Raw genomic sequence first — 12,096 nt, 5'->3', positions numbered from 1 at the left:
AATTCCTTTCTGATAGGAGAATTATAAATAAGATTGAAGCCCACTTGTATAGGCAATCTTGCCTGATTGAGAAACCAATAAGGTATCTATACCAGGAAGTGATTCAACAGTGTTGAGGATAGAAGCAGGAGATTCCCCGAACAAGCGGGTAGTCCATATCTCCCCGTCTACGGATCGATCAGATATGATGGTGATACTGGCTAAGTCTGTCTCAACTGGATAGCCCGTCGCGCTATCAAAGATATGGTGAAACGACTGGCCGTCAACTTCTAAATGACGCTCGTAGATGCCAGAGGTGACAACAGATTTATCCTTGACTGAGAGGACCAGTAGGTGTTGGCCTCTTTTTTCGACTGGATTTTGAATACCAATCCGCCAAGGTTGTTGTTTGATGGGGTGTTGACCGACAGTGAGGATATTGCCTCCCAGATCAATCAAGGCATCTGTTACTCCCTGGCTCTTTAAAAAGGTCGCAATGCAGTCTGCACTATAACCCTTAGCCAAGGCTCCTAAATCAATCTTCATTCCAGGACGTGTCAGAAAGACCGTATGGTTTTCTGGGTCGAGCTGGATTTGGTGAGGATCGATCTTGGCCAGAGCTTGATCAATTTCCCCTTGCTGGGGACGTCTAGCATCTGAAAATCCAATTCGCCAGGTCTGTACAAGAGGACCAATGGCGATGTTTAAATGGCTGTTCTGAGCTTGACTATGCAAGGTTCCTAATGCAATCAGTTCAAAAAGATCTGGATGTACTTGGACAGGAGCAATACCAGCTTGGTGATTGACCTTCATGAGTTCAGAACTTGCATCATTAGCACTGAAGCGATGTTCGTAGGAGCGAAGAAGTTCAAAGCAGCGGGCTAAGAGTTCATTCGCTTGTGGGTGACAGATCGAAACAGTGATGGTCGTACCCATCAAACGTTCGGATCGACTACTTAGGTCCACTAAAAATCTATCCTTTCCTATTTTCACTTACTTACAGTATATCAAAAAGATATCGTTTTCACAATCATTTCAAGCATATTGTTTGACATTTTTTGAAACATGTGAAGTGTGATTTTCTGGAAAATTGAAAAAAAGATCACAAATTCTGAGCAAAATAATTGTAACCGATATCATTTTTATGATATACTCAAGAAGTAAATTAAATTAAAGGTAGGATTTATTCTATGAGTAAAATCGTTGTTGTAGGGGCTAACCATGCCGGAACAGCTTGTATCAACACTATGTTAGATAATTTCGGAAATGAAAATGAAATTGTAGTTTTTGACCAAAACTCAAACATTTCATTCCTTGGATGTGGGATGGCGCTTTGGATCGGTGAGCAAATCGATGGTCCTGAAGGTCTTTTCTACTCTGACAAAGAAAAATTGGAAGCAAAAGGTGCAAAAGTCTACATGAACTCACCTGTTCTTTCAATTGACTATGACAACAAAGTGGTAACAGCGGAAGTTGATGGAAAAGAACACAAAGAATCTTACGAAAAATTGATCTTTGCGACTGGATCAACACCAATCATTCCTCCAATTAAAGGAGTTGAAATCGTACCTGGTAACCGCGAATTCAAAGCAACTCTTGAAAATCTTCAATTCGTTAAATTGTACCAAAACGCTGAAGAAGTGATCGAAAAATTGAAAGACAACAGCAAACACTTGAATCGTATCGCCGTAGTTGGTGGTGGTTACATCGGTGTTGAACTTGCTGAAGCTTTCGAACGTCTTGGTAAAGATGTTGTCTTGGTGGATATCGTGGACACTGTTTTGAATGGTTACTACGACAAAGACTTCACTGACATCATGGCGAAAAACTTGGAAGACCACAACATCCGTTTGGCACTTGGACAAACTGTTCAAGCGGTTGAAGGAGACGGTAAGGTAGAACGCCTTGTAACTGATAAAGAAACCTTCGATGTAGATATGGTTATCTTGGCTGTTGGTTTCCGTCCTAATACAGCTCTTGCTGATGGTAAGATCGAACTCTTCCGCAACGGTGCCTTCCTTGTTGATAAGAAACAAGAAACGTCACTTCCAGGTGTATACGCAGTTGGTGACTGTGCGACGATTTTCGATAACGCTCGTAACGAAATGAGCTACATCGCTCTTGCATCTAATGCAGTTCGTTCAGGTATTGTTGGTGCCTACAATGCGACTGGTCATGAATTAGAGGGAATCGGTGTTCAAGGTTCTAACGGTATTTCTATCTACGGCCTTCACATGGTTTCAACTGGTTTGACTCTTGAAAAAGCGAAAGCTGCAGGCTTCAATGCCACTGAAACTGGCTTTAACGACCTTCAAAAACCTGAATTTATCAAACACGATAACCACGAAGTTGGTATCAAGATCGTCTATGATAAAGATACTCGTCAAATCCTTGGAGCTCAAATGGTATCACGTGATAGCGCCATCTCAATGGCTATCCACATGTTCTCACTTGCGATTCAAGAACACGTAACGATTGATAAATTGGCCTTGACAGACTTGTTCTTCTTGCCACACTTCAACAAACCTTACAACTACATTACAATGGCAGCTTTAACTGCTGAATAATAGCTAAAGTTCTATTAAAAAATTTCCTTAGGTGAGTACGGACGTCAGCGAACTTCGTAGAAGTTCCATGACTAATTATTGAGCCTAAGGTCTCAATAATTCCGAGTGCCTGAAACTGTATTGTTTCAGGCACTTTTCTCACAGCGGAAAGTTTTGACTTTTCTTTATTCGTTCCATAAATAGGACATATTTATATTTCTTTGTAGAATTTCTTAACTTATTTTTATTGGATAAAATGGTTTGTCCACATTCTAAACAAAACTAACAAGGGTAGTTTTGTTTTTTTTGTCTTTACATGTATTCAGAGGCAGTGAAATAAGGTATAATGAATAGGATAAGAGTTTGAAGGAGTTAGGGAATGTCTGCTAAAGAAGAAGCCTTTAAAAATGAATTTCAATTTGCCTCTAGTTCAATTGTGGCCCATATTGTTAGAGGTGTTCTGGTTGGGATCGTTGTGGGCTGCATCGTCTCGAGTTTTCGTTTTTTGATCGAACATATTTTTCATTTTGTTCAAGGCGTTTACAAGGAGATGTCTGGTCAACCATTTTATTTGTTTGCGATGCTGTTGGGGTATGGGGTGATCGTACTGATTGCTGGTCGCCTCATTCGCACTAATCGGGATATCAAAGGATCAGGAATTCCGCAAGTCGAAGCAGAACTTAAGGGGCTCTTGGCGGTGAGTTGGTGGGATACCTTGTGGAAGAAGTATATTTTAGGTGTCTTGGCCATCGGAAGTGGCTTGATGCTTGGTCGTGAAGGTCCTAGTATTCAATTAGGGGCGATGGGTGGAAAAGGAGTGGCCCATCATTTGAAGGTCAGCCCAGTTGAGGAGCGGTCTTTGATTGCAAGTGGGGCTGCCGCTGGTCTTGCCGCTGCCTTTAATGCACCTATAGCGGGGCTTTTATTTGTGGTTGAAGAGGTCTACCATCATTTTTCACGTTTCTTTTGGATTTCGACCTTGGCTGCTAGTTTGACGGCTAATTTTATTTCACTCAATGTCTTTGGTCAAACACCAGTGCTTCATATGCCACAAAATATTCCACCTCTCCATCTGTCTCAGTACTGGATTTATCTTTTTCTTGGAGTCTTTTTAGGGGCAGCGGGTTATGTCTACGAAATAGTGGTTCTCAATATCGGCCGACTCTATCGTTTGCTAGAGAAGATTTTCCATGTTCCTTCTCATTATTCTTCCTTATTTGCCTTTATCTTGATTCTTCCAATCGGCTATTTTCTTCCTCAAATTCTTGGTGGTGGGAACCAATTGGTCTTGGATTTAGCTCGAGTACCGTATCCAGTGCTGACCATCCTTCTCTATTTTGTGATCCGTTTCATCTGGAGTATGTTGAGCTATGGTAGTGGCCTGCCTGGAGGAATTTTCCTGCCCATACTAGCATTAGGATCTCTTTTAGGAGCCATCGTTGGAACCTTCCTCCAAAACATTGGCTTTATCTCTCAAAATCAGTTGCCTCTCTTCATTATTTTAGGCATGAGTGGGTATTTTGGGGCTATTTCAAAAGCACCTTTAACAGCGATGATCTTGGTGACAGAGATGGTCGGTGATATTCGTAGTTTAATGCCTCTAGGTATGGTGACCTTGCTGGCTTATATGATCATGGATCTCTTCCATGGAGCGCCAGTCTATGAAGCCATGCTCGAGCAATTGTTACCGGATAAGGCGCAAGAAGAAGGAGAGTTGACTTTAATTGAGATCCCTGTATCAGAAAAGATTGCAGGAAAGCAAGTTCATGAACTGCACCTCCCTCAAGATATCTTGATCACCACGCAAATGCGAAGCGGTAAGAGCTATACGGTCAATGGTGCGACTCGCTTGTATCTAGGGGATAGCATCTTTGTGGTGGTTAAAGAATCCGAAATTGGACGGGTTAAGGATATTCTTTTGTAAAAGACAGATTCTCAGAAGAGCTTTTCTATTATTAAATTTTCAGACAATTATTGAAAAATGAGAAACTATCTGGTAGAATAAGGGCAAGAACAAATGAGGAGAAGTCTTTCATGAAAAAATATAGTCTACTCTTATTGAGTGTTGCTCTTTTAGCAGGGTGTGCAAATTCTACTAGCAAACAGTCGAATCAAAAGACGCAAACCAGCTCAACGGTGCAGTTGTCTAAGGCTGACCAGAAGACCTTGGACAATGCGACAGCTGAATACAAAGACTTTGTTGAAATGCAAATTGACCAATTGCTCAAGGAGACAGAAGGATTCCGTGCTACCCTAAAAGACGGTAATTTGGAAGAAGCCAAAAAGCAATATCCCTTGATCCGTATGGCCTATGAACGGTCTGAGCCGATTGCTGAAACCTTCGGGGAATCGGATGTCAAGATCGACTACCGCTTGGTGGATTATGTGGATGAAAATAAATCAGAAGATGGCTGGTCAGGTTTCCACCGGATTGAGCGTATCCTTTGGGAAAACAATACTACAGATGGAACAGACAAATACGCTGACCAACTGGTGAACGATATCAAGGAGTTGAAAGCTAAAATTGCTACAGTAGAGGTAACACCGGATATCATGTTGACCGGAGCTGTCGATTTGCTCAATGAAGTGGCAACGCAAAAGATTACAGGTGAAGAAGAAGTCTTCTCTCATACAGATCTTTACGACTTTCGTGCCAATATTGAAGGGGCTGAAAAGATCTTCTCTCTCTTTAAACCTTTGATTGAGAAAAAAGATGCCAAATTGGTTAAAACCTTGGAAGCAGAGTTCAAGAATGTTAATGCTTTATTGGACAAACACATGACAGATGATTCAAACTATAAGTCTTACACAGACTTATCCAAGGAAGATACCAAGGAATTGGCAGAAGCTGTGACCAAACTTGGTGAACCTTTGTCTCAAATGGGTGTGATTTTAGATGGGAAATAAGAAACATGGCTGACGAAAAATTTTTAGATAAAAAAATGGACCGTCGTGAATTTCTTAAAAAAGCAGGTATTGGAGGGGCTGGTCTAGCGCTGGGCCTCTCTGGTGCATCTGCTTTTTTCGCTAATCAAGACAGTTCCAGCAAAAAAGCTTATGATGGGGATGAAGACATCTCCTTTTATGGTAAGCACCAAGCAGGGATTACGACGCCTATGCAGAAGGCTTGCTACTTGGTGGTGTTAGACCTTCACACGACGGACAAAAAAGAAGTCATCCAGCTCTTTAAAGACTGGACCGATTACAGTAGTAAATTAGTTGAAGGAGAGTTGGTCAAAAAAGATGGTTCCAATGCCCTCTTGCCTCCAACAGATACAGGTGAAACAGTGGGACTCAACCCCTATCGCTTGAGCTTGACTTTTGGAGTTTCGGCTTCCTTTCTAAAGAAACTGGGCTTGGAGTCCAAACGTCCGAAACTCTTTCGTGATTTGCCTCCATTTCCAAAGGAGCAGTTGCAGGACAAATACACTGGTGGCGATATCGTCATTCAGGCCTGTTCAGACGATGAGCAAGTAGCCTTTCATGCGGTGCGAAATCTGATTCGTAAGGGTCGCAATACCATTACCATGAAGTGGAGCAAATCAGGCTTTGCAGCTATTGGTGATCGAAAAGAAACGCCGCGCAACCTCTTTGGTTTCAAGGATGGAACAGCAAATGTCACGACGGAGAAGGACTTTGATAAGGTCGTCTGGACTGACAGCAAGGATTGGATGAAGGGTGGTTCCTATATGGCTCTTCGCCTAGTACAAATGCACCTGGAAACGTGGGACCGAACCAATTTGCAGGAGCAAGAAAACACCTTTGGTCGCTACAAGGAGTCCGGTGCTCCCTTTGGTAAAACCAACGAATTTGATGAAGTAGATTTATCTAAACTACCAGTAGATTCACATGTCCGTTTGGCCAAAGAAGTCGATCGACCGATTTTACGGCGGTCATATTCCTATTCGGATGGCATCAATGAACAGACTGGGCAATTTGATGCTGGCTTGATCTTTATCGCCTTTCAAAAGGATCCGAACAGCTTTGTCAAAATCCAAACCAACTTGGGCGCAGTCGATAAAATGAACGAGTACATCACCCATATCGGAAGTGGACTCTTTGCTTGCTTTGCAGGCGTTGAGAAAGGAGGGTATCTTGGTCAAGCACTCTTTGAATAAACTCTTGATCTTGTTCGGCCTTCTTGCCTTGTTCTGGACTCATCCAGTAGCTGCGGAATCTTATAGCGATCTCTTTATCAAGATCACAGATGCAACAACCGCTGTAGAAAATAAGGACCAGGATAAGGCCAAGAAATTGATCGCTGAGATTCAGGCTGATTTTGAATCCAAAGACCACCATGATTCCAAGGCAGGAAAAAAAGTTAGCCAAGCCCTGGCTATAAAAGGGGAGGTAACCAAAGACGATCTTACCAAGATCTCATCAGCCTTGCTCGCTTTTGAAAAAGAGCAAAATCCGGTCGATTTAGAGGCGGAAAAAGACAAACTCGTGAGTCGCCTCGCACCTTATTTTAAGAACCTACAAGAGGCCATTACAGCTAAGGATCTGGATAAAACCCGTCAAACCTATGCAGATCTCAATAACACCTGGACGCGAAACGAAGCGGTGGTAAGAGATCACAGCACAGCCTACTATGGCAAAATCGAGACGGCCATTTCGCTCTTGCGCAGTAGTATTGAAACAGAGCCTACCGATTTTACCAACATCCAGTCCTCTTATGATGACCTCAAAAATGGGATTGATGCCTTTGTAAAAGGAGAAGCCATTAGCAGTGCCAGTACGGATTTGACGTTGAACGATGGGATCAAGCTTTTGGAGAAGGCGCAAAGCCAATTCCAATCCGGCGACGATAAATCTGCTGCAGCGACTATGAAGCAGTTCATCACGATCTGGCCAACCATCGAGGGGGATGTCAGTACGACCAATCCCACTCTCTACACGCGCGTAGAGAGTGAATCCCCGGTTATTATGGTCAAGGGGAAAGAAAAAGTCTATCAAGAGAAATTACAGGCCTTGATCCAAGACCTGTCTGCGATCGATACGACAGCTTCTTACAACGCCTTTGATGCCATGTTGATTCTTCTGCGTGAAGGAGTAGAAGCCCTTCTGATCGTCATGGCGCTTGTGACGACCCTTAAGGCTGCTAAGATGAGGAAAGGCCTCAAATGGGTTTACGGTGGAGCTGTTGCTGGTGTTCTTGCCAGTGCAGCGATCGCTCTTGTTTTGCAAGTAGCATTTCCAGCCGTTTCTTCGGGGACTAACCGGGAAATCATTGAAGGTGGCGTTGGGATTTTCGCTGTGGTCATGATGATCCTCATCGGAATTTGGCTCCACAGCAACTCTTCAGTCAAACAGTGGAATGCCTTTATGGACCGTCAAATGAAGACAGTGACGGCTACTGGAAGCTTTGTCTCGATGTTTGCTCTCAGTTTCTTAGCAGTCTTTCGTGAAGGGGCTGAGACCATTCTCTTTTATGTCGGGATCATTCCGCGGATTACAACTGCGAATTTCTTACTGGGAATCGGGCTTGCTATAGCCGTTCTCATCATCATTGCAGTGGCTATGACCAAGGCTAGTCAAGCTATCCAACCTCACAGAATCTTTTTCATTCTGACTTGGTTGATTTACGCCTTGGCCTTCAAGATGCTCGGTGTCAGCATTCACGCCCTTCAGTTGACCAATATCCTCCCTAGCCATTTGGTCAATGGACTTCCAACCATCGATTGGGCGGGGATCTATCCAAGCTGGGAAGTTCTTCTTCCTCAGTTAATGTTTGTGGCTCTGATTGCTCTCGTTACGGTGAGACAACATGGCAAAGAGTAGAGCAGATGAAATGACCATTGTCGAGCACTTGGTCGAATTTCGAAAACGATTGATCGCAGTGGTCTTGTGTTATATTATCGTCTTTCTGGTGGCTTTTGTATTTGGTGGAGAACTCTACCAAGCCTTGACGGCTAGCCTCCATCAAAAACTGCTGGTATTGGGGCCGAATGATATCCTCTGGATCTATGTATCGCTGGCTAATCTCACAGCTTTTAGCCTGACCTTGCCCTTTATTGTCTACCAGATTTGGCAGTTTGTAAGGCCGGCTCTGAAGGAGAAGGAGGCGCGTGCAGTTTTTGCCTACATCCCAGCTAGCTTTATTTGCTTTGTGCTGGGGCTTGCATTTGGTTATTTCTTTGTCAGTCCAGCTATTTTAGAGGTCTTGATGCGCTTGGGAGAAGGACTGTTTGATACCCAATTGACGGCACAAAATTATTTAACCTTCTTATGGCACACCACCTTGCCTTTAGGGGTCTTGTTCGAGTTACCAGTTTTGGTCGCTTTTCTGACCTCGATTGGTCTTTTGACACCACAGTTTTTAATAATCTACCGACGTTACGCTTACTTTGTTCTGCTGGTCTTAGCCGTCGTGCTAACCCCTGCAGACTTTATCAGTGACTTGGCCATGACACTCCCTTTGATCCTCTTATTTGAAGTGAGTGTCGCCATCAGTAAAGTCATCTATTCAAGAAAAAGGAGAAACTAATGGGAATTTTACGTGATATTGGAGCACCAGGATTGATCATCATCATCCTGGGCGCCCTCTTGATTTTTGGACCAAAACGCCTGCCAGAGTTGGGCCAGTCCATCGGCAAAATGTTTGCTGAATTTAAGACAGCTGTCAATAAAGGCAGTGAAGAAGCCGATCAAGACACCAAAGAAGCTAAAGAAGAAAAAGAATAATCAGACAATTTTCAAAATTCTATTGAGTTCGATTGCATAAAAGGGTATAATAAGACAAGTACTTGCAATCGACGAAGGAGGAAACCATGATTATTACGATTTTGTCACTCATTTTCTATTTCAGCTATATCGGATTCTTATGCTGGTTGGTCGTAAAAATTGTCGAAAAATTGTTCAATTTCTTGTTGAACCGTTAATGAAGAAACAATCCATTTCACCCCGAGTGAGTGGATTTTTTTGTATCTCGTTCATTCAGTATAGAAGCAAATAGTAAGAGACCCTGTGGTCTCTTTTTGATTATCCAATTTCCCTAGATAGTGACTAACTTGAACTTCAAACTGTATTTCGGTATGATAGTAGATAATAGAATGACAGTTAATTTTTGAGGACCTGACTGAGTAATATACAAGGACCTGCAGATAAGAAGGAGAAGGAATGAAGTACACCTATAAATCGCTTCTTTGTTTAGGAGATTATAAAGAAGATACCTTTTATATCGATTTATCTACTGGCGAATTGAAAAAGTCAGTTGCTCATAAGGCATCTACATCCAAAATATTTTTGTCATCTATCATTGGTTACCATGTTCTAGGATTAAGTCTATTTAAAAGTGTTGAATCTAATGTGGTCCTAAGTATTGTTCTCTTGCTTGTTTCCTTTGTTTTTTCAATCATTGCTGCGATTGTGTTTAATAAACGGCTATATAAGAATACAGTGTTTGAAAAGGTTGAATTGACAAAAGATGAGTATGAGGAATTTCGAAACCAAGTAAAAAAATATAACAAAACCATCGTTTTACTTATCATCTTATTTATTGGTATGTTTTTCATTTCAATGCATTTATATCTTTCAACTCCTAGTATCTTCTTGTTACTAGTGATGGACTATGTGATTTTTTCTTTTTATCTACTTTATACGAATGGATTTTTTACAAAAAGGTTTCGTTTTGAAAAATATATCAATACGGATCACATGAAGTAGCAGGGATGGCTTGTTTTTGGAAAAACTAATTAAATAGGAGAGAAGATGAATAAAATTATTGAAAATAAACGAATGTTTAAATTTATAGTCATTAGTTTGTTTCTGGTACTGTTAATTGTGATAAGCACATTAGCCTTTAAAAAACCTGAAAGTGCTGAATACTCAATTGAAAAATTTTCAAAGGTCGAAGATGCAGTTTACTTTTTTGGAAATCAACGGAAATATGTACTGTTAAATAATAACTCCGATTTTCATTTTGGTGGTGGGCGATTTGCTTATACGACAGAACGGAAAGTGATGACAAAAAAGGATGGTATCGATGTAACTGATGAAAAACGTATGCCAAAGTCAGATTATTGGAGACTTCGTCTATATGATTACAGCACAGAAAATTTAGCTGTTATACAAGTGGATTTGAACAAAGCAGTTGAAGAATATCGAGCAGATTTCTATCCTATTCGTTTTTCAATTTTTACCTATCATAATAATCCTAAAAACACTATTAATATAGATGTGAAAAATAAGAAAGGTATTTTTAAAACTTTCGTCTTGAATATTAATACTGGAAAAGTTGAAGGGGAGTTCAAAGAACGCTCAGATAAATATGATACTGTACCAAATTTTTATTACACAACATTAGGAGAGTATGTTGAAGGGATGGGATATTTTGTAGATCATAATATTACCACTATTAGTGACTTTCAAAAAGAAGGTAAAAATTTGAATACAAATATCAATCTATTTAAGGACTATCCAGAAATTGAAGAGAAAATAAAAGATAATTGGATTTTTGAACCACAAGAACAATATGTGACACCAGAGGAGTGGTTTAACAAGGTCCTTTATTGGATGGCACCTAAGGATGAAGAAAAGCTAACGATTTATGGTGTAAATCGTAAGGGTCAAGTATCCGATATTCCTCTTTCTACTTATGGCCAGTATCAAGATTGGGTAAAAAAACAACAATCGGAAAATAACAAAGATCAAGGAAATTGATCTAATCAAAAAGATTTACAATATTAGAAATAACATCAAACAAATTTGTTTCAATCTAAATTTTGAATACACTGATCAAAATAAATACGCTAACTGCTATGCTTATATAATAAAAATAGTTCATAGTATCGAAAGGTTGTTTTCATGGTTTGTAAACAAAAATTTAAAGGTCGTGTCTACAATATCTCCTTAAATGGGCAGACGCTTCAAAAAGGATGGTATTTGATTGTGACAGACCAACATCAAGAGTACTTAGTGCAAAGAAACTGGAGTCTGTCTACTAAGAGATCCTTTGCTATTTATCAAACAAACTATTCATTTAGTAAACATACACATAGCCAAGACGTGAGAAGTAGGATGGGTCTATCATACCTTGGAGCAACTATTGTGATAGCTGCACTCATTCGTTTACTTACTCCGTATCAATTCTGGCTAGGACCTACTATTAAAACGACAAACTATTTTCAAGGCATGGTAAATTTACTATTTTTGGGTCTTGCGGTGACCTTCTCATTTATGTTTGTTGCTGTGTTTAGGAAAATGAAATTAAAAGCCTTCCTTAAAGGGAAAAAGGTGGATTTAAAGTATATTGGTAGAGTTAAAACACTAAACCCATTAACACTAACGAAAGAAGGAGTGGATTTTTGGTAATGAAGAAACGAATTTTTCAAAAAGGCTTGGGTTACGGATTGTTATTCTTTGTCTTCATTCTTCCAATGTTTCTATTTGCTTATTTTGTCCAATTGAGGCTATTCTTAATTGTACCGATTGTGCTTTATCTGGTTCTATTTTTCAATGGTGTTCTCGTGAGTGATCATGACCGGATGATCGAATTTGAAATTTCAAGCGAAATAAGAAAACAAGATGAATAGAAGATAAAGGTAGTTAATATGCTAGTTTATGGAGGGTT

12 protein-coding genes are annotated in these 12,096 nt (G+C 40.5%); 11 read left to right on the top strand and 1 reads right to left on the bottom strand.

The genetic code is table 11. From position 1 onward, the window contains the following. Window positions 1–21: 21 nt before the first annotated feature. Entirely contained in the window at window positions 22–945 is a 924-nt protein-coding gene (locus tag RDV49_RS07210; protein WP_037607885.1) for an FAD:protein FMN transferase, read from the bottom strand. 224 nt (window positions 946–1,169) lie between these two features. Between RDV49_RS07210 and nox the strand changes: the two genes are divergently transcribed. The 11 genes from nox (at window position 1,170) to RDV49_RS07155 (ending at window position 12,058) form a co-directional block, all read left to right on the top strand. Next, on the top strand, window positions 1,170–2,546 hold the full coding sequence (gene nox / locus RDV49_RS07205; protein ID WP_003007230.1) for a H2O-forming NADH oxidase: 1,377 nt from the start codon (window positions 1,170–1,172) through the stop codon (window positions 2,544–2,546). Window positions 2,547–2,904: 358 nt separating this feature from the next. Continuing rightward, window positions 2,905–4,449 (top strand): ClC family H(+)/Cl(-) exchange transporter, encoded by a 1,545-nt coding sequence (locus tag RDV49_RS07200; RefSeq protein WP_003007231.1) that lies wholly within the window; start codon window positions 2,905–2,907, stop codon window positions 4,447–4,449. Between the two features lie 110 nt (window positions 4,450–4,559). Beyond that, window positions 4,560–5,432 carry an iron uptake system protein EfeO gene (efeO, locus tag RDV49_RS07195; protein WP_037607887.1) on the top strand — a complete coding sequence of 291 codons (873 nt, stop codon included), beginning with the start codon at window positions 4,560–4,562 and terminating at the stop codon, window positions 5,430–5,432. Window positions 5,433–5,437: 5 nt separating this feature from the next. Next, a complete protein-coding gene (gene efeB / locus RDV49_RS07190) occupies window positions 5,438–6,643 on the top strand; it encodes an iron uptake transporter deferrochelatase/peroxidase subunit (protein WP_003007235.1) in 1,206 nt (401 codons plus the stop codon). Further along, a complete protein-coding gene (locus RDV49_RS07185; RefSeq protein ID WP_003007237.1) occupies window positions 6,621–8,306 on the top strand; it encodes an FTR1 family iron permease in 1,686 nt (561 codons plus the stop codon). The genes efeB and RDV49_RS07185 overlap by 23 nt, the downstream gene beginning before the upstream one ends. Then, on the top strand, window positions 8,293–9,012 hold the full coding sequence (tatC, locus tag RDV49_RS07180) for a twin-arginine translocase subunit TatC (RefSeq protein WP_003007240.1): 720 nt from the start codon (window positions 8,293–8,295) through the stop codon (window positions 9,010–9,012). The genes RDV49_RS07185 and tatC overlap by 14 nt, the downstream gene beginning before the upstream one ends. Continuing rightward, window positions 9,012–9,209: a Sec-independent protein translocase subunit TatA/TatB gene (locus RDV49_RS07175; protein WP_003007243.1), complete on the top strand. Its 198-nt coding sequence runs from the start codon at window positions 9,012–9,014 to the stop codon at window positions 9,207–9,209. The genes tatC and RDV49_RS07175 overlap by 1 nt, the downstream gene beginning before the upstream one ends. A 435-nt stretch (window positions 9,210–9,644) precedes the next feature. Continuing rightward, entirely contained in the window at window positions 9,645–10,190 is a 546-nt protein-coding gene (locus tag RDV49_RS07170; RefSeq protein WP_003007246.1) for a hypothetical protein, read from the top strand. 45 nt (window positions 10,191–10,235) lie between these two features. Further along, window positions 10,236–11,186: a hypothetical protein gene (locus RDV49_RS07165; protein WP_003007248.1), complete on the top strand. Its 951-nt coding sequence runs from the start codon at window positions 10,236–10,238 to the stop codon at window positions 11,184–11,186. Between the two features lie 144 nt (window positions 11,187–11,330). After that, window positions 11,331–11,837 carry a hypothetical protein gene (locus tag RDV49_RS07160; protein ID WP_003007250.1) on the top strand — a complete coding sequence of 169 codons (507 nt, stop codon included), beginning with the start codon at window positions 11,331–11,333 and terminating at the stop codon, window positions 11,835–11,837. Next, entirely contained in the window at window positions 11,837–12,058 is a 222-nt protein-coding gene (locus tag RDV49_RS07155; protein ID WP_003007252.1) for a hypothetical protein, read from the top strand. Before RDV49_RS07160 ends, RDV49_RS07155 begins: the two co-directional genes overlap by 1 nt. Window positions 12,059–12,096 lie beyond the last annotated feature (38 nt).

This window comes from Streptococcus parasanguinis (assembly GCF_031582885.1).
Taxonomy (GTDB): Bacteria; Bacillota; Bacilli; order Lactobacillales; family Streptococcaceae; genus Streptococcus; species Streptococcus parasanguinis_M.
This window is presented reverse-complemented; position numbering and strand designations above follow the sequence as displayed.